Source organism: Maribacter sp. Asnod2-G09, assembly GCF_045063795.1.
Classification (GTDB): domain Bacteria; phylum Bacteroidota; class Bacteroidia; order Flavobacteriales; family Flavobacteriaceae; genus Maribacter.
This window is the reverse complement of sequence record NZ_JBEFOA010000005.1, coordinates 1348591-1373521: the sequence shown is the minus strand read 5'-3', so window position 1 is coordinate 1373521 and position 24931 is coordinate 1348591. Positions and strand designations below refer to the sequence as shown.

General features: G+C 34.3%; 22 protein-coding genes. 13 read left to right on the top strand and 9 right to left on the bottom strand.

Annotated elements, in window-relative coordinates; all coding sequences use genetic code 11:
• Nucleotides 1-126 precede the first annotated feature (126 nt).
• The 5 genes from ACJJVT_RS17945 to ACJJVT_RS17925 all read left to right on the top strand — a co-directional run bounded on the left by ACJJVT_RS17945 (nt 127) and on the right by ACJJVT_RS17925 (nt 3570).
• On the top strand, nt 127-1248 hold the full coding sequence (locus tag ACJJVT_RS17945) for a hypothetical protein (RefSeq protein ID WP_405400551.1): 1122 nt from the start codon (nt 127-129) through the stop codon (nt 1246-1248).
• A 182-nt stretch (nt 1249-1430) separates the two neighbouring features.
• A complete protein-coding gene (locus tag ACJJVT_RS17940; protein ID WP_405400549.1) occupies nt 1431-2126 on the top strand; it encodes a hypothetical protein in 696 nt (231 codons plus the stop codon).
• 211 nt (nt 2127-2337) lie between these two features.
• Nucleotides 2338-2838, top strand: a complete 501-nt coding sequence (locus ACJJVT_RS17935; protein WP_405400547.1) for a DUF2975 domain-containing protein — start codon at nt 2338-2340, stop codon at nt 2836-2838.
• A gap of 10 nt (nt 2839-2848) precedes the next feature.
• Entirely contained in the window at nt 2849-3361 is a 513-nt protein-coding gene (locus tag ACJJVT_RS17930) for a DUF2975 domain-containing protein (RefSeq protein ID WP_405400545.1), read from the top strand.
• A gap of 2 nt (nt 3362-3363) precedes the next feature.
• Nucleotides 3364-3570, top strand: a complete 207-nt coding sequence (locus tag ACJJVT_RS17925) for a helix-turn-helix transcriptional regulator (RefSeq protein WP_133688413.1) — start codon at nt 3364-3366, stop codon at nt 3568-3570.
• Between the two features lie 54 nt (nt 3571-3624).
• On the opposite strand, the gene ACJJVT_RS17920 is transcribed toward ACJJVT_RS17925, so the two are convergent.
• From ACJJVT_RS17920 to ACJJVT_RS17890, 7 genes are all read right to left on the bottom strand, one after another.
• Nucleotides 3625-3903 (bottom strand): F0F1 ATP synthase subunit epsilon, encoded by a 279-nt coding sequence (locus ACJJVT_RS17920; RefSeq protein ID WP_133688414.1) that lies wholly within the window; start codon nt 3901-3903, stop codon nt 3625-3627.
• A gap of 79 nt (nt 3904-3982) precedes the next feature.
• Nucleotides 3983-5491: a F0F1 ATP synthase subunit beta gene (gene atpD / locus ACJJVT_RS17915; RefSeq protein ID WP_405400543.1), complete on the bottom strand. Its 1509-nt coding sequence runs from the start codon at nt 5489-5491 to the stop codon at nt 3983-3985.
• Between the two features lie 167 nt (nt 5492-5658).
• Entirely contained in the window at nt 5659-7293 is a 1635-nt protein-coding gene (locus ACJJVT_RS17910) for an SGNH/GDSL hydrolase family protein (protein WP_405400541.1), read from the bottom strand.
• An 18-nt stretch (nt 7294-7311) separates the two neighbouring features.
• Nucleotides 7312-10095 carry a TonB-dependent receptor gene (locus ACJJVT_RS17905; protein ID WP_405400539.1) on the bottom strand — a complete coding sequence of 928 codons (2784 nt, stop codon included), beginning with the start codon at nt 10093-10095 and terminating at the stop codon, nt 7312-7314.
• 266 nt (nt 10096-10361) lie between these two features.
• Nucleotides 10362-12206, bottom strand: coding sequence for a glutamine--fructose-6-phosphate transaminase (isomerizing) (glmS, locus tag ACJJVT_RS17900; protein ID WP_405400537.1), 1845 nt, complete (start codon nt 12204-12206; stop codon nt 10362-10364).
• Nucleotides 12207-12362: 156 nt separating this feature from the next.
• Entirely contained in the window at nt 12363-14279 is a 1917-nt protein-coding gene (locus ACJJVT_RS17895) for a DUF4270 domain-containing protein (RefSeq protein ID WP_405400535.1), read from the bottom strand.
• Nucleotides 14280-14284: 5 nt separating this feature from the next.
• Nucleotides 14285-15094, bottom strand: a complete 810-nt coding sequence (locus ACJJVT_RS17890; RefSeq protein WP_405400533.1) for a glycogen/starch synthase — start codon at nt 15092-15094, stop codon at nt 14285-14287.
• 102 nt (nt 15095-15196) lie between these two features.
• Here ACJJVT_RS17890 and panC point away from each other — a divergent pair, with 102 nt between their 5' ends.
• The 6 genes from panC (at nt 15197) to radA (ending at nt 20198) form a co-directional block, all read left to right on the top strand.
• Nucleotides 15197-16042: a pantoate--beta-alanine ligase gene (gene panC, locus ACJJVT_RS17885; protein ID WP_405400531.1), complete on the top strand. Its 846-nt coding sequence runs from the start codon at nt 15197-15199 to the stop codon at nt 16040-16042.
• A gap of 8 nt (nt 16043-16050) precedes the next feature.
• Nucleotides 16051-16401 (top strand): aspartate 1-decarboxylase, encoded by a 351-nt coding sequence (panD, locus tag ACJJVT_RS17880; RefSeq protein WP_073240922.1) that lies wholly within the window; start codon nt 16051-16053, stop codon nt 16399-16401.
• A 3-nt stretch (nt 16402-16404) separates the two neighbouring features.
• Entirely contained in the window at nt 16405-17370 is a 966-nt protein-coding gene (locus tag ACJJVT_RS17875; RefSeq protein ID WP_405400529.1) for a lysylphosphatidylglycerol synthase transmembrane domain-containing protein, read from the top strand.
• A 26-nt stretch (nt 17371-17396) separates the two neighbouring features.
• Entirely contained in the window at nt 17397-18539 is a 1143-nt protein-coding gene (locus tag ACJJVT_RS17870; RefSeq protein ID WP_405400528.1) for an alpha/beta hydrolase, read from the top strand.
• Nucleotides 18540-18592: 53 nt separating this feature from the next.
• The gene (locus ACJJVT_RS17865) at nt 18593-18763 is read left to right on the top strand and encodes a hypothetical protein (protein WP_155941599.1); all 171 of its coding nucleotides are present in this window, start codon (nt 18593-18595) and stop codon (nt 18761-18763) included.
• A gap of 73 nt (nt 18764-18836) precedes the next feature.
• Nucleotides 18837-20198 carry a DNA repair protein RadA gene (gene radA, locus ACJJVT_RS17860; RefSeq protein WP_405400526.1) on the top strand — a complete coding sequence of 454 codons (1362 nt, stop codon included), beginning with the start codon at nt 18837-18839 and terminating at the stop codon, nt 20196-20198.
• A gap of 105 nt (nt 20199-20303) precedes the next feature.
• On the opposite strand, the gene ACJJVT_RS17855 is transcribed toward radA, so the two are convergent.
• Together ACJJVT_RS17855 and ACJJVT_RS17850 are read right to left on the bottom strand one after the other, a co-directional pair.
• Nucleotides 20304-21344, bottom strand: a complete 1041-nt coding sequence (locus ACJJVT_RS17855) for an aldo/keto reductase (RefSeq protein WP_405400525.1) — start codon at nt 21342-21344, stop codon at nt 20304-20306.
• Nucleotides 21345-21413: 69 nt separating this feature from the next.
• Complete coding sequence (locus tag ACJJVT_RS17850) at nt 21414-22178, bottom strand: exodeoxyribonuclease III (RefSeq protein WP_405400523.1); 765 nt, start codon at nt 22176-22178, stop codon at nt 21414-21416.
• Between the two features lie 114 nt (nt 22179-22292).
• Between ACJJVT_RS17850 and ACJJVT_RS17845 the strand changes: the two genes are divergently transcribed.
• Nucleotides 22293-22817, top strand: coding sequence for a DUF3575 domain-containing protein (locus ACJJVT_RS17845; protein WP_405400521.1), 525 nt, complete (start codon nt 22293-22295; stop codon nt 22815-22817).
• 26 nt (nt 22818-22843) lie between these two features.
• On the top strand, nt 22844-24931 hold the full coding sequence (locus ACJJVT_RS17840; protein WP_405400519.1) for a TonB-dependent receptor family protein: 2088 nt from the start codon (nt 22844-22846) through the stop codon (nt 24929-24931).

The window sequence follows — 24931 nt, the reverse complement described above, 5'->3', positions numbered from 1 at the left end:
GAATAATTTGTTTGGGGATATTCCAGTTAACCAATTAGATTTAATAAAAGATTCTAAGAAAACCCTTTTTGATGGTTGGGTAAATAATTTAGACCCAAAATTATATAATTTTATTAAAGTTCAATAATGCTAAAAAAGTTAGATAAGAAAAATAAAGTTAAAAGTATTGATGTCGATACTAATTTTGAAATAAACAGATTTCAAAATAAAGAAGTCACTTTAAACAACTTTAATATTAAAGACATTATTTCAGATAGTTTTGATGTCTTTTTTATTCATTTAGAATATTTGCATTTTGTTTTTAGAACTAATGAATCCAGCATTCTAACAAATACTGATTTTAAAATAATTCAAAAATTTGATAAAAATTTTGTTTTTTATCATGATATGATTTTATGTAATAAAAATTATAAAATCATATCGCCTAGAATTGATTTTAATGAAAATGGGGAGATTTTATACAATTTAAAAATTTATAATTTTAAAAGTAAAAAGATTGAAAGTGATTTAAATAATAACTTAATTGGATTCAAGTATTTAATAGAAAATAGTATTATAGTAAATTGTAATAAAAACAAAAACCAACTCCAAGCCTACTCACTTCTCACAGCAGAACTCCTTTGGCAGTTCAACCTTTTAGAATTAGGTACTTGGCTGTATGATAAAAAAGAAGAACGCCCTTATGAGGTAGATAAATTTATTGGCGTATTTAATAATATACTGTTGGTTTCTTGTTTTTCAGGAGTTATCATTGCTTTAGAGTTGAATACAGGTAAATTATTAAACCAATGGTCTAATTATCCAGTAAGCTACACAATGGATAGGTTTACCGTTACCGGTATAAACCCTTCCTATTGTAGTCAGCTAGATACCCCAAATAATACTTTAATAGGCTTTAACTTCTTTACCCTTTGGAAAATTGATTTACAAACCACTCAACTTAATGTAACAAATTTAAAAGAAGAGTTTGCCAAACACGATTTGCGAACCTTTAAGAGAACCATGGGTTTTGTAGTAACCGAAACGCATTACATCATAACTGCCGAAACCACAATCAAAGAACACATTAACAGAGGTTTAGATTGTTTATTAGCTATAAACAAACAAACCCACATCATAGATTGGAAACACCAATTTGCAGAAAACGAAGCTTTAAAAAGAAATGATATTCCGCAATACGCCAACGAAAAAATTTACCAATTAGACTGGGATAACACATTACATATTTTTGAGAAAGAAGAAAGATGAAACTGTTTTTACGGTAAGTAAAAAATACCAAGCTAGCGCAAGCGTCATGCTTGCATCTTTGACAGTAAGAACCAGAAAAAAAGAAGAAAAACAATAAGGCATAACTTTAACGGCACAAGCTATAAGCTTGGGCTAGCAGTGCTTTACGATATGCAGTTTATAAAGAATTTAAATTTTTAATGATGGCATCACTTACTGATAAAAAAAAGGAACTTTTTAAGGTTTGCAAACCTTGGTTTAATGGTGAAGGATTTATTTTTCAAAGCAAAAGACCTGTATCTTTTATAAAGGAGAATGAGGATATTGTTATTAGGCTTGGATTTACATTTACTTTACGAAGCAACACACATTCAGGAACCGTTTTTCATATTGGGTTTAAGAAAGTCGAAAATATCATAGTAGAAATCGGATTACCAAATCGTGACTTATCAAAAATATCGCTTGGTGATGATTATCTAGATACTGTTTTTGATAATGATTTTGTTGACTACTACAAGCAAATAAAATCAAATGTAGACCTTACCACAATCGAGGGTTTCCGCCAATGGGGCCATGCAATTGTGGATTATGCCCAAGGTCAAGGTCAGGCTTTTATAGATACCTACTCCTACCTGCCCAACGTACTAAAGGAAATGGACCGCTTAGAGGCAGAAGGAAAAAACACGAATGAAATTTTAGTAGGGTTAGCAGATCGAAGATTTAGAGGTTTGATTATTTCCAAACTTTGTTCTGACCCTAATTTTGAAGAAAAGGTAGCCTCTCGTGATGAGGTTTTTTATAACGTGCCCCAACTAAAAGATTGGATACCATATTACAATAAGCTAAAAGAGCGCCTTAAAACAGTAGAGCCCGTCTACCCGTATTACAAAAATGTGTAAAATATAAGATTTTGTTGCTAACCGATAGCGCAAGCGTCACGCTTACATCTATTACAGTAAGAATTTGAATACGTAACAAAGATTCAAATTTAATCTATACTTCTCTGTAGTTTTACTGATAAGGAAAGATAACAGAAATCATTTTTTTAAATTTTATTATTGTTTTTCGATAATTTTTATATATTTGTTATCGTTAAACAATAATTATATTATGAATAATTCAAAAAAATTTAAATTAATAATAGATGTTTTGTTTGTTTTACTCTGTGTTGGATTTGCTGGTCTATTTCTAAATTTGCCAACTGGCCTAAGATCAATTGGTCAAGACAATAAAGATGTTTTTGATTGGAGCTTTTTCAGTTGGTCACTTTTTATTCTATCTCTTATTTCTTATATATTGCTAATAATAGGGATAAAAAATCTAAAAGATGCTGCAAAAATTATGGTGTCAAAAAATCATTTTGATATTTCCCTCCCGAAAAAACTAAGAACAACCGGTAACTTTCTAATTATTAGCTCTATTTCGAGTTATTTAGTTTTTATATTAATATTCATTGAAGAATTTATTATCGAGAACAGACTCAATGTTTATTTTGATAACAATATTTTTTCACAAATAATGATAACCATTATGGGTTTGTTTTTCGTCATTCAAAGTAATGTACTCAAATTAGCTTCAAATTTTAAAAACGAAAACGACTTAACCATATAAACAGAATACAATGAAAATATTCGGTCCAAAATCACTTTCAACCTTCTTCTATTATATTTTTAGAAGTATTTCAATTGTACTCTTAACTTTTCTAACCTATATGGAATTTGCTTTTATTACTGATAGATTTACGGTTAAAGACCGTAGATTTGATATGAAAATTCCCCTTACTGGAAGTTCTATACAAGGTGATTATCAGTTTAGCGATATCCTAACGATTACCCTAACTTTAATTTTCGGAATTCTACTGCTATATTTACTTTCTAACATTTTTAAAGCCCTAAAACAAACTGTCATATTTAATAAAGGCATCATCAAAAATTTAAAACTCTTAACCATCCTAAATTTAATTGCTGGTCCTGTTTTATACTTTCTAATTCAATTCCCAATAATGCATCATAATGAATTAAGAAATATTCACAATCTTATTCTACTGATTATATTTGGAATGATTTCTTTGTTTCTTACTAACGTGTTTCAAAAGGGATTTAACGTACAATCTGAAAACGACCTAACCATATAACTATGAGCATAGTCGTAAACTTAAACAACGTATTATCTGAACGCAATCTGAAGAGTAAAGAACTTGCTGAAATGATTGGTATTACCGAAGCCAACCTTTCTATTCTAAAATCAGGTAAAGCTAAAGCAATTCGTTTTTCTACACTAGAAGCCATTTGTAAAGCTTTAGATTGTCAGCCTGCAGATATTTTAGCATATGAAAAAGAATAAAAAAAGGCTACATCTTTCGATGTAGCCTTTATAATTTATAATAAAATGTACTAGTTAATCTGCAAGCACAATAACTCTATTATTCTTAAGCTCAATAGTACCGCTAGAAATTTGTAATACAGTACTACCGCTAGCATCTTTTGTGAACTTAGAGGCATATTCTTCATCTAAAGAAATATTACCTGAAATTTTAACCTTCCCTTCTTGTAACAATGATACAATTGGGGCGTGGTCTTTTAACATTTGAAACTCACCATTTATACCTGGTACCGTAACCGAAGTTACTTCGCCTGCAAATAATGTTGCTTCTGGTGATACAATTTCTAAATACATATTTTTTCAGTATTCAGTAATCAGTGTTCAATAATCGAATGCAAAACTGCAAACTGCTACCGCCTACTGTTTACTAGATTTAAGCTTCAGTCAACATTTTTTCACCTGCTTCGATAGCCTCTTCGATCGTACCTTTAAGGTTAAAAGCAGATTCTGGTAAGTGATCTAATTCACCATCCATAATCATGTTAAAGCCTTTGATAGTCTCTTTAATATCAACTAACACACCTTTAAGACCTGTAAATTGTTCTGCTACGTGGAAAGGTTGAGATAAGAAACGTTGTACACGTCTTGCTCTACCTACGGCAGATTTATCTTCTTCAGATAATTCTTCCATACCTAAGATGGCAATAATATCTTGAAGTTCTTTATATCGTTGTAAAAGCTCTTTTACTCTTTGTGCACAAGCATAATGCTCATCTCCTAAAATTTCAGCTGTTAAAATTCTTGATGTAGAATCTAATGGATCTACCGCTGGGTAAATACCTAGCTCAGCAATTTTACGAGACAATACCGTTGTTGCATCTAAGTGAGCAAACGTTGTTGCCGGTGCTGGATCCGTTAAATCATCTGCAGGTACGTAAACCGCCTGTACAGAAGTAATAGAACCTCTTTTAGTTGATGTAATACGTTCTTGCATAGCACCCATCTCTGTTGCCAACGTTGGTTGGTAACCTACCGCAGATGGCATACGACCCAATAGTGCCGATACCTCTGAACCTGCTTGTGTAAAACGGAAAATGTTATCTACGAAGAAAAGTACATCTTTACCTTGACCTTCACCTGCTCCATCACGGAAATACTCAGCAATTGTCAAACCTGAAAGTGCAACTCTAGCACGTGCTCCTGGTGGCTCGTTCATTTGACCAAAAACGAAAGTCGCTTTTGAACCTTTCATTGCTTCTTTATCAACTTTGGTAAGATCCCATCCGCCTTCTTCCATAGAATGCATGAAATCATCACCGTATTTTATAATACCTGATTCTAACATCTCACGAAGTAAATCATTTCCTTCACGAGTTCTTTCACCTACACCAGCAAATACAGAAAGACCACCATGACCTTTTGCAATGTTGTTAATCAATTCTTGAATCAATACTGTTTTACCTACACCAGCACCACCAAATAATCCAATTTTACCACCTTTTGCATAAGGTTCGATCAAATCGATTACTTTAATACCTGTAAATAAAACTTCAGTAGAAGTTGAAAGATCTTCGAATTTTGGTGCTTCTCTGTGTATTGGAAGACCATCTTTACCTGCTTTAGGCAAATCACCTAAACCATCAATAGCATCACCAATCACATTGAATAAACGACCATATACGTCATCACCTACTGGCATTTGAATCGCACTACCTGTAGCAACTACATCTACTCCTCTGCTTAAACCATCGGTAGAATCCATTGAGATAGTTCTTACCGTGTTTTCACCTACATGAGATTGTACTTCTAATACTAAAATCGACTTATCCTTGTTTACAATTTCTAAGGAATCATAGATTCTAGGAAGATCAGCACCTGACTGAAATTCTACATCAACCACGGGTCCAATGATTTGCGAAACTTTACCTGTAACTTTTGACATTACTTATATGTTTATGTATTACGTTTAATATATTCTGAAAAATGCTCTCATTTTCAGGCTGCAAAGATATAGTTTTCAATTTTAAAGAAAAATTGTTTTTTTCCTTTTTTACAAAAGTAAAAAGGTGCCTGTAAAGCACCTTTTAAATCTTACTATTTTATATACGTCTATTGCAGTGTAGCCGGGTAGTTAGTCGGGTAATCACCAACATTCAATAAGCTACCTGATGTCTCAAAATTAGAGCCATATGTAGCATCAATCGCTTTCATAAACTCATTTGCCAACAATGCATAACCTCTAGCTGTTGGATGAATACCATCTAAAGAGAAGGCTCCACCTGTCACTAAATTTGATTGTAAAGTGAAATCTCCACTAGTGATACCACCATTAGCCAATTGATTCAATAAAGTATTTGCATCTACAAAAGCTAAACCTGCTTGACTAGCCGTAGCTTCTATAATTTGATTAAATGCTGCCGTAGCTACCGCAATTTCTTCTTGCTCGCTAGGTATTAGCACCCACTTATCTTCTAAAGGAAGAGAAATACCTTCAACCGAAAACTGACCTGCTAACGCTTGTGGCAAACCTGCTGCCATTAAAGCACCTACAGATTCTACATTTACAGTTCCTATTATTGCAGAACTTGGCAAAACAAATAAATCTGAAGCAGTAGCTTCTCTTGTTTGACCATAAGTGTTACCTAATAACCCAGCAACTAATGGTGCCGCTTGTACTGGTAAGCCAAATGACTGTACAAATGCAGGGAATGTTGGACTAGCACTTAATACACCCGCAATTTGAGCAGATAAATCTGTTAACGTTTCATCTCTAATAACTACTTCACTCGCCTTAGTTTCTGAAAATTTAATTGATCGCTCTGGAACTCCTAAAAATTCATAAACCTGATTTAATTGTCCGAAGATTCCATTTAACGTCGCTATTTGTCCTCCAAAATCTGGATTAGTAGGGTCTAAAGGATTATGAGGTACCGTTGTAAAATGTGGTACATCTGTAACATTAGGAATATTTGCAACAACTCCTTGTGCGCCTGTTGCAGTTAACGTTGCAATCAATGCGCCGTAACTTCCATCAAAACCTTGGCCTGGCGCACCAGAAACAGGAGTAATAGGGTTTGACCCGTCACCACCTGTGGTAGCGTATCCTAACACATCATTATTACCTATCCATAGAGAGAAAAAGCTAGGTGCTTGGCTTACTGCCATTTGTAATACACTAATATCTGGTGTTGCACCTGTCATTCTTACGAAATAAGGATTAGCAAGACCTAATTGTACGTTGGCTATATTACCGTAACCAGGTGCCAATAAGTGAAAACTTTTCGCTCCAGGTACTCCTAAATTATTAAAAGGACCTGTAGGATTGTTCAATGCAATATCAGTAGTAACCGTAACATCTCCGATTAGAGTCTCTAAGCCAACTGGACCCGCACCACCAAAGACCAATCTCGGACTTTGAATTCGTGTGCCAGCAAGTGCTAAACCACCTATATTATCACTAGTTAATGGTTGTACAAAACTACCACCACCAGCAAGACTGAATTTTTGAGACAATAAATTAGGCATAGATAATGACTGACTTGCTTGAAACAAGGCACCATCTGTAAAACCTGCAGTTAACGAATTTCCTAAAGAAACATAATTAGAAAAATCTGCTGATCCTGCAGTTAAGACAGGTAGCTCTTCAGCCATTACTTCTGGCTCAAAGTCAACATCTTCTGGGTCATTACAAGCTGTAAAAGCCAAGACACCTAAAGAAATGTATAAATATTTTAAGTTTTTCATTTCAACTTTTGATTTTAATTAGTTGTTAATTGTCCAAGATAGGTAGTACATAGAACCAATATACCCGGTACCGAATGCTGTGAAGTATTCTTTATTAGTAAGGTTTGTACCTCCTAATTTAAAAGAAGATTTGATACTTGGCACATCGTAATTAATTTGAGCATCTACTACATGAAATTCTGGAACAACGCCATTACCAAAAGTAGCTTCCCAGTAATAATCATCGCTAAATCTGTATGATACATTGAATCCGAAATTATCAAATAACTCTTTGTTACCAAACGATGCCTTGAACTTATGCTCTGGCGTGTTGAAATTCAACATTACATCTGGATTAGCCTCACGGTCAAAATCTAATTTAGTAAAGGTATAACTACCACCTAAATCAAAATTACCAAGTACTTTCATATCCAACCCTAAAGATGCTCCGTACGAATTAACATTCGCATCAGTATTCGTGTAAGCGCTATATGCTTGAAAATCTCCATTTGCTATTGCAGCTACAGAAAGTGCACCATCACCTGCTTCACCATAGAACGGAGCAATAACTACCTCTTGAGAAATGAAATCTTCGTAACTATTATAATAGGTACTAAAATCTACAACTAGCTTATTAATCTTACCTCTGTACCCAATTTCGAAAGAGGTAACTTTTTCTGGCTTAATTAAGTCTGGATTAGAAACTTCTAAAACCGCAGGATTTCCTGTTTCGCCTAAAGCGGTTACAGAAGCTGCAGAATATGAATTAGTGTATGCAGCACCACCAGTTTGTGTAATTTGTGATGGCTGACCCAAAAGTTGACCACTTGCACTTACTGCATAATCTCTAGTATAACGATCTAAATTATCTGAAGCAGACCCAACTAAAATTGCTCTACCAGCATCTAAACCAATAAAAAGATCTTGAGTAGTAGGATTTCTAAAACCTGTTTGAGCAGAAGCCCTAATATTATGATTTCTGCTCAATGTATAACCAGCAGATAATCTTGGAGAATAAAAACCATCAAAAAGCTCTGACTTATCATACCTCACAGAACCTGTTAGCTTTAAACTCTTTTCACCTTCAAAAGGAAGTGTTTTTTGTACTTGAGAATAAATTCCGAATTCAGAATACCTAATTGGACCATCGAAATCTGTATAAATAGTACCAGAAGAATTTAAATCATATTCCCTAAAAGAACCACCTAATTGAATTTCTGCCCAATCGATTAAATGACTAAAGTTATAATTAGCATCTGCATGGTAGTATTTTGAAGCATCTTGAAATTTTGAACCTGTAGATAAATCTGGATCAGCAACACTTCTATTAAAAGCAGCTTCAAATTCAGGTGAACCTGGTAAATATCTTCCAGATTCTGCTTGAGCTCTAGCGGCAGCATGTGCTTGTTCATCTGTTGCTCCACCTAAAGTAGCCTGTACATATGTACCAGTATATTCACCGAACCAAGTATTATCATCTTTCCATGCTCTGTTAATATTAATACCCGTAAATACCATATCGTAAGAGTCACCTGACTTATCGCCAACCATATAACCCCTTACAAAAAAGTTATCGTTTTTGATTTCAAGTTTATGCTGCTCCTGAAAGAAGCCTTTAATGTTATATCTATTAGTACCTTGATAAATTGTATTACCCGTACCCACTTTACCAACATAAGAAAGCTCTAAACTATTATCTTCAATAGGTCTATAAAATAAACCCCAATCAGCCTTTATACTTTCTGCATTGTAATTTGTAAGATCACTTTCACTATAACCAGTTCTACTTACTACTTCTGAAGGAACCAAGGCATTTGCGCCAGAAGGCAATATACCCAGACCTTCTAAAGTAAGCGCTACTTCTTTTATGTTTGTAGAAACCTCATCTCCATAAATATTTACCCCATCATAGTTCAAATCAGCTCTTGTACCGCCTGGCGTAGTTTTATCATCTTGATTATTTGCAGCCCAATCTGTTCCTTTTAAGTAACCGAAATTAACTTTCACAGCAAACTTATCACTGAACTTATGTGCAGCTCTAATACCGAAATCAGTATAAGAATTATCACCGGCAGCTTGTTGAGAAGTTATACCTTGTTTAATAGAAACACTAATACCTTCGTAATCGAAAGGACTCTTGCTACGCATGAACAAAATACCGTTAAAAGCATTTGCACCATATAATGCAGATGAAGCACCTGGTAATAATTCAACACTAAGTACATCTGTTTCAACCATACCAACCAAGTTACCGATAGGGAAGTTTAATGCCGGTGTAGAGTTATCCATACCGTCTACAAGTTGCATGAAACGTGTATTTGCAAAAGAAGCAAAACCTCTAGTGTTTACAGATTTAAAGGTTAAACTATTTGTGTTTACATCAACACCTTTCAAATTCTCTAGTCCGCCATAGAAATCGGCAGCTGTTGTGTTCTTTATTTCAGAAACACCTATTCTTTCAACCGTTACCGGCGATTCGAAAATACGTTCTGGAGTTCTAGATGCCGAAATTACAACCTCATCTAAAAAGGTTTGTGATTCATTTAAAGTAATTGTAATCGTTTGGCTTGCACTAGCGATACTTTCTGTAGTACTAGTATACCCAATACTCGATACCTCTATTTTAAAAGGCGGTACTTCGGATGTTGCTAAATTGAAATTACCATCAAAATCTGTTACAGTACCAATGGTTGTGCCAACAATAACAATATTGGCCCCAGGGATAGGCGCGTTGTTTTGGTCAACAACATTACCATTGATATTGGTCTGGGAATACCCAAAAGTACCAATAACCATCAATGCTAAAAGTAGTATTGTTCTCATTCTTAATCAAAGTTTAAAATTAGTTGAGGGTTAAGATACAGATTATTTTAAACGAAGTATAAGAATTTGAAAAAAATTATGCGTGCATAGTAAAATTCTCGTAACCAAATATGTGTAATTTTAAGAAATACGCAATTAACTTAACTATAACAGTCCTCAGAAAATCTCTCCAAATTTGATTTATCTACATAAAAAAGAAGCACATACAAATAAAAAAGGGACGTGAAATAAATCACGCCCCTTTATAATCTTCTAAAATATAAATTTTATTCTACCGTAACCGATTTAGCAAGGTTTCTTGGTTGATCTACATTACAATTTCTCATTACTGCAATATGATAAGAAAGTAATTGCAAAGGAATTGTAGTTAATAACGGAGTTAAGCTTTCTAAAGTTTCAGGCACTTCAATTACATGATCTGCCAAATCTCTTACTTGCTCATCACCTTCGGTAACGATTGCAATAATCTTACCTTTTCTAGATTTAATTTCTTGAATATTACTTACTACCTTTTCATAATGCCCCTTTTTAGTTGCTATTACAAAAACTGGCATATGCTCATCAATTAATGCTATAGGACCGTGCTTCATTTCTGCAGCAGGATAACCCTCTGCATGAATGTAACTAATCTCTTTCAACTTAAGAGCTCCTTCTAATGCTACAGGGAAATTATAACCTCTACCTAAATAAAGACAATTAGTTGAATCTTTATAAACATCTGCTATAATTTCTATAAGCGTGTTAGACTCTAAAGACTTTTCAACCTTACTCGGAATTGTTTCCAATTCAGTTAAATATTCATGATACCTAGATTCAGAGAAAACACCTTTCGCCTTAGCCAATTTTAACGCCATTAACGTAAGAACCGTAATTTGAGTAGTAAATGCTTTTGTAGATGCAACACCAATTTCAGGTCCGGCATGCGTATATGCGCCAGCATCTGATTCTCGTGCAATAGACGAACCTACCACATTACAAACTCCAAAAACGAAAGCACCTTTTTCTTTAGCTAATTTTATAGCTGCTAAAGTATCTGCAGTTTCACCTGATTGTGAAATTGCAATTAAAACATCTTTATCTGTTATTACAGGATTTCTATATCTAAATTCTGATGCATACTCTACCTCTACAGGAATTCTTGCCAAATCTTCAAATATATACTCAGCAACTAAACCAGCATGCCATGAAGTACCACATGCTACTATTATAATTCTATTGGCGTTTAAGAATTTTTCCATGTTAAGGTCGATTCCCGCCATTCTTATTAAACCTTGGTCAGCCAATAAACGACCTCTATAGGTATCTTTTATAGCTCTTGGTTGCTCATAAATCTCTTTCAACATAAAGTGATCATAACCACCTTTTTCAATTTCCTCAAGATTCATCTGAAGCTCCAAAATTCTTGGATAAGCAACGGAATCATCCTTTATTTTTCTAAGCTTAATTTCTTTTCCTAATCTAATAATAGCCATCTCTTCATCTTCAAGATAAACAGCATTATTTGTAAACTCAATGAAAGGAGATGCATCTGAAGCGATAAAAAATTCACCTTCACCAATTCCAATAGCCAAAGGGCTACCTAATTTAGCAACTACAATTTCATCTGGTTTTTTCTTATCAAAAACTGCAATGGCATATGCACCGACCACTTGATTAAGCGCAATCTGAACTGCCTTCCCTAATTTAACACCCTCAGTCTTTTGAACTTCTTCTATTAAATTAATTAAAACTTCTGTATCTGTATCTGATTGAAAAGTATAACCACGTTTTGTTAATTCTTGCTTTATAGCCTCATAGTTTTCAATAATACCATTATGGATTATTACCAACTCGCCCGAATTAGAATAATGGGGATGTGAATTAACATCATTTGGTACACCATGGGTTGCCCAACGGGTATGACCTATACCAATAGAACCCTTTTGAGAAATCTCTTTAGCTTTATTTTTTAAATCTTCAACCTTGCCTTTCGTTTTGGCTAGATTTATTTGGTTACCATCAAACAATGCAATACCTGCACTATCATAACCACGGTATTCTAATCTTTGAAGTCCTTTTATAACTATAGGAAAAGCTTCCCTATACCCTATGTATCCAACAATTCCACACATATTACTATCAATTTAAAAATTTTATCTAATATTTAATTGAACATTAGATATACGAACAAGCCTAATATTTAGACCATTTAGGTTATACAACGTAAATAATTCGGAAGTGGTATATAAACTATAAACAAAATTGGAACACTATACTTATAGTATTTTCTAATCTGCTTTAGTATATGATATTTCAAGTTTTAACCTTTTGTCAAAATCAGGATCTGTAGCCTCAAGATTACTACCATAAAGAATGGTACCTAGCGGAGTAACTGTCGATGTCATTGCCAACCTTTCTTCACCACCCACTACTTTCGCATCTGCTATACTCCAGTTTTGAATATTAGTAGTCAATGTCAATGCTAAAGTTGCATTCGTAGAGTCTCGTACTACCATATTATTGATGTGGTCAGTTATCTTGACAGAATACTTAACTCCCTTATCGCTAGATTTCTCTATAATGCCATCATAATTAAGATAAGTACCAAACAGTGCAGGTGAACCAGTATCAATCTGTTCTGTCAGCGTATTTATCAAAGGAAATTTATTCTCTGCATTATATAAATAAAGTCTTGGCGGCTCTAACTTACTGCCAGAAGCATCTAGTTGATCTCTGTCTATGTAAAAAACCAAATTGGCTTCATTTATAACCCAGTTTTCACTTTTAATTTGTTCTAAAATACTTTCACCACCATCTTCTTCAAAAAGATTAATTTCAGCATAAGTACCCGCACCTCCTTTTAAATATACTCTCGATGCATTCTCGCCATTATCTAACGCTTGTACAATCTGTGGGCCATAATTTTCTGTAATTAAGGTATTTACCGCATTACCTGAAACTGCACCACTGGTACTCCCCGTTAAGAATGAAAACGTAAAATCTTTTTCTAAAATATTATTTGGATTATCATCACTTGTGTCATCAACAGTACCATTAGTATCATAGTTAGTATAACTATAAGTCATAGTAATATTAGAGCTTTTTAAGTCAAACAATAACATAACATCGTTACCCGTATCATCGGTTATTGAAAAGTGGAGTCCGCGAATAAACTCAGTAAAATTTGATTGACTGATCAATTCTGAATCACCTTCTTTATCTAGAATATTAGTTTGAAAAAACTCATTATCTAATGCTACTCTAATACCTGGCTGAAGTTTGGTAAATGTCAAAGATTCATCTACATCTTCCGTAGAATCGTCATCTTCATTCAGTATTAATATTTCTTCATCGATAATTTCAACTACACCATCGAACAATGGATTACCTGTAACAAAATCAGGCGAAAAAACTTGATTAGAATAGTATGCTTGTGCTTCTTGAAAACTTGCACTTGGATCCAAGTCACGTAAGAAAAACGTAGAACGCTCAACCTTCAAATTAAATGAAGGTAAATTTGACCCGCCCACATCATCATAGTTAACACCATTTATATAAATACTATCTAATTCTACTTTTTTCGCAAAGTTATTAGCTATAATTGCCGCGCCTCCTTCATCATTAAAACCATCTCGATCTTCATCTACACTGGTATCATCTAATGGATCTGTGTTAGATGCAGTCTCAATAATATTAGAAACTCCGTCCCCATCATTATCGTTATCACTATTATCTGGCTCAGCGTCAAATTCATCTGCTACGCCATCACCATCACTATCTAACGAACTCGTATTTGTTAAAAAAGGAATATACAGGTATACCTCTTTAATAGTCTCATTTTCTTGTACAGTTGTAATAGATTCATCTTCTAACCCCTCCCTGTCTTCTTTATCTTGAGAAAAACTACCAAACGAAGGACTTGCCGCACTAAGAAATAGTTGCGATGTTACCGAAGCATCTGTTCTACCATATATAGGGTCATTATAAGTACCTAATTGATATATTGGCAATTTATTGGTCTGCACAGCTTCAATGTTCTTATTATATGCAAAAACATCATAAACTTCTGTACCTGTCGTAAATGGCTCATTACCAACTACACCAGAACCTACGGTAGTTAAATCTTGCTCACAAGAAACCAAAAGACCCAATATCAATAACAATCCCGAAAATTTGGGAAGAGCGGAATTAGCAATAAAATTCATTCAGATTATTTTAAAACTTCGGTGTTATAAAAATTAGCATACGCCTCTTCAAACTCTTGAACAGGTACATATGGCAACACTGGTTTTTCTTGGTTGGAAATATGGTTTTCTAATTCTTCTGGAATATCTTCCGAAGCTAAAATAACTGCATCAGAATAATCAACAGCTACCTTTAACAAATTATTATAAGTAGGATCACCTAAAGACTCAATCGCTTCTTCTGGAATACCATCAAAAGCAATTCTCTTAACCATTTCTTTATCCAAAGAGCCTTCAAAGGTTTTACCGTAAACCGACAATACAATTTTACTGTCTGCAAAAAGTGGCTCGTCAGCATAATACTTCTTAAGATATAACGGCAATAAACTTGCCATCCACCCATGAACATGGATAATGTCTGGTGACCAATTTAATTTTTTTACAGTTTCCATAACTCCCTTTGCAAAGAAAATTGCACGTTGGTCGTTATCTGGAAAAAGGTTCCCTTGCTTGTCTGTAAACGTAGCTTTACGCTTAAAGTACTCTTCGTTATCGATGAAGTAAACTTGAATTCTCTCTTTAGGTATGGACGCCACCTTAATAATCAATGGCATATCCATATCATTGATGACCAAGTTCATACCTGATAATCTAATTACTTCGTGTAATTGATGCCTTCTTTCGTTAATGTTTCCGTATCTAGGCATGAAAATCCTGATCTGACCACCATTGCTGTTGACCATTCTAGGTGTTTCATAAGACATTAGGGAAACTTCGTTTTCGGGTAAGTAAGGAACTAATTCAGAAGATACAAATAATATCTTTTTACCATTCATAGAGGTTATATTTTATTTTTCACTGAAACGCAACTGCAAAATTACAAAAAATATAGAGATTAGCAGTAATTATAGTAAGTTTGCTCGCTAATGAACTTTTCAATGCCGGTAATACAGACCAAAAATAAGCTAACAGAAGAACTAAATAAATTAGGCAACAATCAAGACTTAGGTCTTGTACCCACTTTGGGCGCCCTGCATAAGGGGCATGCATCGCTAATACAAAAAGCAGTTAAAGAAAATAAGATTGTAGTTGTAAGTATTTTTGTCAACCCTACACAATTTAATAACAAGGAAGATTTAGACAAATACCCAAAAACTTTAGCAGCTGATGTTCAATTAATTTCAGCTATTTCAGATGAAATTATAGTTTTTGCACCTGATGTAGCCGAAATATACCCAGACACCGTTATACCAAAAATCTATGATTTTGAAGGACTTGACAAGGTTATGGAAGGCGAATTTAGAGATGACCATTTTAATGGTGTTGGCACAATAGTGGAAGAGCTTCTTAAAACTGTAAAACCTACGAGAGCTTATTTTGGAGAGAAAGATTTTCAACAATTACGTATCATTCAAAAACTTACCGAAATACAACATATACCTGTTGAAATAATAGGCTGTGAAATAATAAGAGAGAATCATGGTTTGGCAATGAGCTCAAGAAATGAAAGGTTAAGCGAAGGAATACGACTTAAAGCTTCTTTTATATATGATACATTAAAAACTGCCAAAATAAAATTTGGCATGGAAAATGCATTAAACGTTAAAGATTGGGTGGCTAAGGAATTTGAAAAAATTGACGAATTTCAATTAGAATATTTTGATATTACAGATGTTGAAACATTGACCCCAATTCAGAATAAAATAAATAATGTAAAATACAGGGCATTTATTGCCGTTTATGTTGAAGACGTAAGACTCATAGATAATATAGCCTTAAATTAGTATAAGATATGCAAATAGAAGTAGTTAAATCAAAAATACATCGAGTAAAAGTTACTGGTGCCGACCTTAATTATGTAGGTAGTATTACTATTGATGAAGATTTAATGGATGCCGCAAATTTTATTCGTGGCGAGAAAGTTCAGATTGTCAATAATAATAATGGCGAAAGATTAGAGACCTACATTATCCCCGGTCCAAGAAAAAGTGGAGAAATTACGCTAAATGGAGCTGCCGCAAGAAAAGTATCTGTTGGTGATATTTTAATTTTAATTTCTTATACTTGGATGGATATTGAGGACGCAAAAAAATTCAACCCTTCTTTAGTTTTTCCTAATGAGGCAAATAATCTTTTAACCTAAAAGTTGACGAATACCCTAAAAAAAAATCTTAAGACCATACTCCCAATTGCATTGGGAGTTTTTTTAGTTTGGTACTCTTACAATTCAACAACACCAGAAAATAGAAAAGAGATTATCTTTTACATTAAAGAAGCGAATCCGCTTTATGTATTTCTCTCTGTTTTACTAGGTATTTTAGGACATATTTCTAGAGCAGTTCGCTGGAACTATCTTTTAGAACCTTTAGGATACAAGCCTAAACTCACTAATAACATCTTAATTATACTAACCTCTTATTTTGCCAATTTAGGCATCCCTAGAACTGGCGAAATATTAAGAGCAACAGCGCTGACTACTTACGAAAATGTTCCTTTTGAAAAAGGATTTGGCACTATTGTAACCGAACGAGTTATAGATGTAATTATGCTACTTTTAATAGTAGCAGTAGCATTTTTACTACAGACCGATGTTATTATGGGCATTCTTCAAGAACGTGGTTTCAACGCCACCGGACTCATACTTCTAGCACTGGCGGGTATAGCTTTATTCTTTGTTTTTATTTTTATAATTAAAAAATCTAAAAGTGCATTTGCTCAAAAAATCAAAACATTTGTAAAAGGACTTTTTGACGGAGTATTCAGTATTTTTAAAATGAAAAATAAATGGTTATTTATTTTTCATACTTTCTTCATTTGGGGATGCTATATCGGCATGCTTTGGATTATCAAATTTACAGTTCCAGAAACCATTTCTTTAACGCTTAGCCAACTCTTGGTCGCCTTTGTGGCTGGGGCTTTTGCCATGGCAACCACCAATGGCGGCATAGGTCTTTACCCCATTGCCGTAAGTAGTGCTTTATCCATCTTCGGGATCAGCGCAGTATCTGGCGATGCCTTCGGATGGATAATATGGATAGCACAGACGCTAATGATAGTTGTTTTTGGTGCAATATCTTTTCTTTTATTACCGTTATTAAACCGTAGTAAATAGTTTTTTTCAACTAACAATTACCTTTTATGCGCTATATAGCTTTAATATTCGCACTTTTATTTGGGATAACCTCCTATGCACAAGTGACACAAGAAATCTTCGAATCTTTTAAACTTCAAGAACGAAGAGATGTACACTACTACTTTCCTGAGAACATGGATGAAACCAAAAAGTACCCTTTAATCATTGTACTTGACGGTGAATATCTATTTGAACAGGTAGTGGCAAATTCAAAATTTTATAGTCGTTTTCACGGTATGCCCCAAAGTATTGTTGTAGGTATAAACCAAAGCGAAAATGATTTAAGGTATGAAGATTGTGCCTTTGATCAAGATAGCGGCCTGCCTTCAGAAAAAGGAAAAAGTTTTTATGAATTTATAGGAATGGAACTAATACCTTACCTGGACCTAAATTACAGTACTGCGCCTTTTAAAATGATTGTAGGCTATGACATTACAGCTAACTTCATGAACTACTGGTTGTTTAAAGACAATTCTGTTTTTGATGGCTATGTAAGTATCTCACCTACTCTTGCTCCAGAAATGGAAAGCAGAGTACCTATGCGATTAGGAATTATTGAAGACCAAATATTCTATCAGTTAATTGTTGAGGGAGAAGCTAGTAATGACAAGCAGCGAATTTTAGCAATGGATAAAGATTTGAAAGCTATAGACAAAGAGTCTTTGCATTATTTCTTTGATGAATATTCAAATGCAGATCATATTTCTGTTGCTACCTATGGCATCGGAAAAGCGTTTGATAACATCTTCGGAATGTTTAAACCTATTAGTCCGAAGGAATACAAAACTCAGATATTAACTAGTGAAGAGCCGGTTTATGACTACTTAGAAAACAAATACCAAGGTATTGTCGATATGTTCGGTTTTAGCAAGCCTGTTGAATTAAATGATATTATGGCAATATATGCGGCATCTCGTAAAAAAGAGGATTTTGAGTCGCTTAAACCTTTATCTGACCTTTGTAAAAAAGAATACCCAGAGACGATGTTAGGTTTTTATTTTGAAGCTGAGTACTATGAACAACTTGGTGAGCCTAAAAAAGCATTAAGAACATTTGAAAAATCTTTTCAAATGGAAGAAATAGATTTTTTAACTAAAGAAATGGCCCTTGAAAAAATGGATGCACTAAAAGCCGATTTCGGTTTTTAAAAATTATTATATTAAATAAACGGCTATCCCAAATTAGCCTAACCTACTTAATTATGATTAAAATTGACGCAATGTACTTCGTGTTCTCCGGAGTGCTCTTTACTTATTTTGGCTTAAAAGGAGAATTTATCTTAGCCTATAACGGTATTGCCCTATTTATGGCGTGGGCATCATTTTTCCTCGCCTTTAGTGCTTTTAAAAAAGAACGGTCCGGTGAAAATTAGCCTATAATTTCATTCTAAAATATAATCGTTTCAAACTTCTTGCTACCTTTAGCTTTTTCAATAAAAGCTAAAGATGGCCAAAACTAAAACTGCATTTTTTTGTCAAAATTGTGGTACTCAATATGCCAAATGGGTAGGACAATGCTCTGCTTGTAAACAATGGAATACCGTTGTTGAAGAAGTGGTACAAAAAGAAGAGAAGGCTAGTTGGAAAACTCCCTCTCAAACATCTAAAAGAGTTTCTAAACCTCTTTTGGTCAATGAAATTAGTATTGAAAAAGAAGTGCGCCTAAACACTTTTGACCTCGAATTCAACAGAGTTCTTGGTGGCGGCTTAGTACCAGGTGCATTAGTACTTCTTGGCGGTGAACCTGGTGTCGGAAAAAGTACCTTACTGCTACAAATCGCTTTAAAACTACCTTATAAAACGCTATATGTTTCTGGTGAAGAAAGCCAAAAGCAAATTAAAATGCGTGCCGACAGAATTCACCCAAATAGCCAAACCTGTTTTATTCTAACGGAAACGAAAACCCAAAATATCTTTAAACAGATTGAAGCTACAGAACCCGATATTGTAGTTATCGATTCTATACAAACACTTCATTCTGACTACATAGAATCTGCCGCAGGTAGTATATCACAAATACGAGAATGTACTGCCGAGCTTATAAAATTTGCCAAAGAGACGAACACACCAGTAATTCTTATTGGTCACATCACTAAAGATGGCTCTATTGCCGGACCTAAAATTCTAGAGCACATGGTCGATACCGTTCTGCAATTTGAGGGTGATCGTAATTATGTATATCGTATTCTTAGATCACTAAAAAACAGATTCGGGTCAACAGCAGAATTGGGTATTTACGAAATGCAAGGTAGTGGATTGCGCGAAGTCAACAACCCTTCTGAAGTATTGATTTCTAAAAATGATGACGGATTAAGTGGTACAGCAATCGCCTCAACCGTAGAAGGCATGCGCCCCTTACTTATAGAAATTCAAGCATTAGTAAGTACTGCCGTTTACGGAACACCTCAACGTTCTACAACTGGTTATAATGCCAAAAGACTAAATATGTTATTGGCGGTATTAGAAAAGCGTGCCGGCTTTAAACTAGGTGCTAAAGATGTTTTCTTGAATATAACTGGTGGTATTTCAGTAGATGATCCTGCTATTGATTTAGCGGTTGTTGCCGCAATTCTATCAAGCAATGAAGACATACCAATTGACAAGGGTATTTGTTTTGCTGCAGAAGTTGGTTTAGCTGGTGAAATTAGACCGGTACAACGGGTTGAGCAACGTATTCTTGAAGCTGAAAAACTAGGTTATGACACCATAATTATTTCAAAAAGCAATAAAATAGGTCTTAAATCAACCAAAATTAAAATTTTGATGGCTTCAAAAATTGAAGAAATTGCCGGTAATTTATTCAGTTAGCGCTTGTCTCTCATTATTCTAGCTAAAACCATAATGATTATTATCACTACTAGAATAAGAACTATTTGTCCGAATCCGATTTTTAATAAAATAAGGCTTCCCATATTATGGTGCTGGATTTGGTATTGAGTTGTGAATGACTTCTATTTCTTTTAAAACATCTTCGGATAAATCAACATCTATACTACCAATATTTTCTTCTAATTGCCTGATGCTTGTGGCGCCAATAATAGTACTAGTAACAAAAGGTCTCGTATTTACAAACGCCAAAGCCATTTGCGCTAACGTTAGACCATTTGCCTGTGCCAAATCATAATATCTTTTTGTCGCCTCTACAGCTGTATCGCCGATATATCTATTATAATGAGGAAATAAACTTAATCGAGAACCTTCTGGCATGCGATCACCTAAATATTTACCACTCAATGCACCAAATCCCATCGGAGAATATGCCAACAAACCTACTTGCTCTCTCATAGAAATTTCTGCCATACCTACTTCAAACAGTCTATTCAATAAACTATATGGATTTTGAACCGTAATGGTTCTTGGTAATGTTCCATGTACTTTACTCTCCTCTAAAAAGCGCATGGTACCCCAAGGTGTTTCGTTAGATATGCCCACATGTTTAATTTTACCTTCGCGTATTAAATCGCGCATGGTTTCTAAAACCTGATGAATATTATCTTCCCAGTGGTCAGATATATCATGCTTGTAGCCTCTTTGACCAAAATAGTTTGTGCTTCTGTCCGGCCAATGCAGTTGATATAAATCGATATAATCTGTTTGTAAACGCTGCAAACTGCCTTCTACCGCATCAATAATAGATTCTCTGGTAAAACCGGTTGTACGAATAAACTTCGTCATATCGGCTTTTCCTGCAATTTTAGAAGCTAAAACGATATCTTCTCTATTACCGTTTTTTTTAAACCAATTACCTATAACTTTCTCGGTAGCCGCATACCTGTCTTTATGTGCAGGAACAGGATATAGCTCTGCCGTATCTAAAAAGTTAACTCCCTTATCAAGGGCATAATTAATTTGCTCATGACCTTCTTCTTCGGTATTTTGATTACCCCAGGTCATTGTACCCAAACATATTTTACTTACTTCAATATCTGTATGCGGTAAATTGGTATAAATCATTCAGCTTAAAATTTGCAATCTTTAAACGCAAAATTACTAAATATAATCAGGGTAGTTGTATCCATTTCGTTAACTCTCTAGCTCTATTAAAATAGGGCAATGATCACTGTGCTTCGCTCCAGATAAAATTACGGACCTAGACAAGCGGTCTTTCAATGTAGAAGCTACCATGGCGTAATCTAAGCGCCAACCCTTATTGTTATTTCTAGCATTCGCCCTATAACTCCACCAAGTATAATTATCTGGTTCAGTATTAAACTCCCTAAAACTATCTATGAATCCGCTTTTCATGAAATCTCCTATCCATTCTCTTTCCACCGGTAAAAATCCTGATACGTTTTTTAATCCTACAGGATTATGAATATCTATTGCTTCATGACAAATATTATAATCTCCAAGTACTATTAAGTTCGGATTCGTCTTTTTAAGATTATCGGCATACTCTTGAAAATCTGCCATATAAGTAAGCTTAAAATCTAGACGCTGCATATTTGAACCTGAAGGCAAATACATACTCATGATAGAAATATCACCAAAATCGGCACGAATATTTCTTCCTTCAAAATCCATATAATCGATACCTGTACCAAACACCACATTATCTGGTTCAGTCTTAGAGAGTATAGCAACACCGCTATAGCCCTTCTTTTGTGCGCTATACCAATAATTGTATTTATAACCCGCCTCTTCGAACAATGAAAGATCTAACTGATCCTCGTTAGCCTTAATTTCTTGAAGACAAACTACATCTGGCGACACGGTACCCAACCATTCTAAAAAACCCTTTCTTAACGCTGCTCTTATTCCATTTACATTATAAGATATGATCTTCATCTCTATTCATTTTGGCTTAAAAATAAAAAAGAGTTGAAGATTAAAGGTGCATACTTTCTATTAAAATCATAATTTCACAGCTTTAAAAAATATTTGCACTTTTAAACGCATCTCATGAACAAGTTTATTTTTTCAGTTCTTTTAGTTTTTATTACCACTTCTTCTTTTTCTCAGGCTTATTATAATGACGAAAACAGCCATGAGGTAAAATTGAATATTGGTCAGTTTTTGGTAACCACTACGGTTGAATTAGGATATGAGTATTATATCAATGAAGATACTAGTATTGGCGGAACTATGTATTTTGATGGTAAAGCAACAGATTACAATGGTAATTTCGGAATAGGACCGAACTTAAGAGCCTACTTTGGCTACGGACCTAAAAGTGGTCTTTTTGCTGAAGTATTCGGACTATATTACACTGGTGAAGATGATGATGTAGACACTGCAACCCTAGGAAGTAGAAATTATGACTACTCTACCATAGCACTTGGTCTTGGTGGCGGATATAAATGGGCAACAAGAAGTCAAAAATTTACTATTGAATTAAATGGTGGTCTGGGTAGAAACATTAATCCAGAAGATTTTCAAGATGACTTTATGTTCAGAGCCGGTTTATCTTTAGGTTACCGCTTTTAATAGGTATTTTTGAGGTTTAATATCCTATGAAAAGAATATTTCTCCTATTACTTATTTTTTCAATTTCTTCAGCCCTTTTTGCACAAAACACTGTCGAAAAAGATAGTGTCACCCAATTAAACGAAGTTATTGTTGTAGATACACTAACAGCTAAAAATGCCATTGGTATTATACCTTCACAAACCATTGGCGCTACTACATTTGCAAATTATAGTCCGGTTGATTTCATTAGTTCCATAAATCAAGTTTCTGGACTTTATGCTTTATCCGGAGCGTTAAATACCAACAGAATAACTATTAGAGGGGTTGGTTCAAGAACATTATACGGCACAGATAAACTAAGGCTGTACTATAATAATATTCCAATTACCAATGGTACAGGCTCTTCGACCATTGAAGCTTTTGACCTAGAAAACTTAACATCAGTTGAAATTATTAAGGGACCAAAAGGAACAGGATTTGGCACCAATTTGGGCGGAGCAATTATCTTGAACACCAAACAGCTTAGCGACCAACCTACCAAGTTCACTAATAATACTACTATTGGTTCTTACGGATTATTTAAAAACAGTTTAGGATTTACGCATTCACAAAAGGATTTTTATATAACCTTTCAATACGGACATATGGAGATTAATGGATACCGTGAAAATAATAGATTTGAACGTGACGGATTCCTTTTAAACACCATTTTCAAACTTTCAGAAAAAAGTGAAGTCGGACTTCTGGTAAATCATATTGATTACTCTGCTCAAATTGCTAGCTCAATAAGCCAAGAAGATTTCGATGAAGACCCAACTCAGGCTGCATTTACATGGAGGTCTGCTAAAGGTTATGAAGACAATAATTATAGTCTTATTGGTCTTTCTCATACCTACCACGCGAGTTCAAAATTAAAAAACACTACTAGTTTATTTTATACTTATTTAGATCATTATGAACCTGCACCGTTTAATATTTTAGATGAATACACTAATGGCTATGGTTTTAGAACATTATTTTCTGGCAATGTAGCTATTTCTGAAAATACCCTTTCATACACTTTTGGCGGTGAACTTTATAAAGATGAATACTCTTGGGGAACATTTGAAAACCTTTATCAAGAAAATAATGGTAATGGAAGCTTACAAGGTGATCGATTATCTAAAAACAAAGAATTTCGAAGTCAAATTAATGGTTTTGCTACCGCATCATATTCATTTACAAATAAGTTGACCGCACAATTTGGATTAAACATTAATAAAACTCAATATGATTTTAGAGATCTTTTTAACTCTGGTGCAACAAGCACAAGTGCTAATAGAGATTTTAAAACCTTATTCTTGCCCAGTTTAGATGTAAACTACGCTATTACACCTACAAACCAACTTTATGCGAATGTTAGCCGCGGATTTTCTAACCCTGGCTTAGAGGAAACATTAACGCCTGACGGCATCATCAATCCGGACATTGTTCAAGAAACAGGTACGAACTATGAAATTGGTATTGCACATAAAAGCAAAGACGACAGGCTAAAGCTAGATGTCGCCTTTTACTTAATGCCCATCAAAAATTTACTAGTAGCTAAACGTGTTGGCGATAACCAATATATTGGTCGTAATGCAGGTAAAACAAAACATCAAGGTATTGACTTAGACTTGATTTATCGAATCAACCTAACGAATAAAATAACGATATCGCCATTTATTAGCTATACCTACAGTAATCACAAATTTATTGATTTCATAGATGAGGAAGCTGATGAAGATTATTCTGAAAATGCATTAACAGGTGTACCCAAAAACAAAATAAATTCTGGTATACAAACTAATTTCGGAAACGGATTATTTGCGAATATTACCCATCAATTTATAGATGAAATTCCGCTAACAGATGCAAATTCACTTTATAGTGACTCCTTTAATTTATTAAACATTAAAGTGGGCTATAAAAATCAAATTACAGAAAAATTAAGGGTAGGCATAGATTTTGGAATTAATAATATAACAGACACAAAATACGCCCAATCAGTATTAATTAACGCTACCGGATTTGGAGGAAATGCCCCAAGGTATTTCTACCCTGGGAACACTATTAATTATTATGGCGGTGTAAAATTGAATTACACCCTTTAA